Annotated in this window: 1 protein-coding gene; it reads right to left on the bottom strand. The window is 67.0% G+C overall.

Annotated features, from left to right (window positions below; translation table 11 throughout):
- The coding region (locus tag ACQ4LH_RS21470; protein WP_430698991.1) for a solute carrier family 23 protein at window positions 1-201 on the bottom strand (201 nt) is incomplete at both ends.

The raw sequence follows: 201 nt of genomic DNA, 5'->3' as shown, positions 1-201 counted from the left end.
GGCKYCGCCGSCGGCGTCAGWTGTKTATAAGAGMCACCCCGGCCCSCCACGGTGCCGAACAGCACCACACCGGCACCACCCAGCACCGCCGTTGGCACGGCTGCCACCAGACGACCCATCACCGGCAGCAGGCCGAGGGTCACCAGAATCAGTCCGGCCGAGGCCACCACATAGCGGCTGTCTCTTATACACATCTCCGAG

The organism is Pseudomonas peli (assembly GCF_050563605.1).
Classification (GTDB): Bacteria; Pseudomonadota; Gammaproteobacteria; order Pseudomonadales; family Pseudomonadaceae; genus Aquipseudomonas; species Aquipseudomonas peli_A.
Note: the sequence above shows the minus strand (reverse complement) of the source record. Positions and strands in the feature narration are given on the sequence as shown.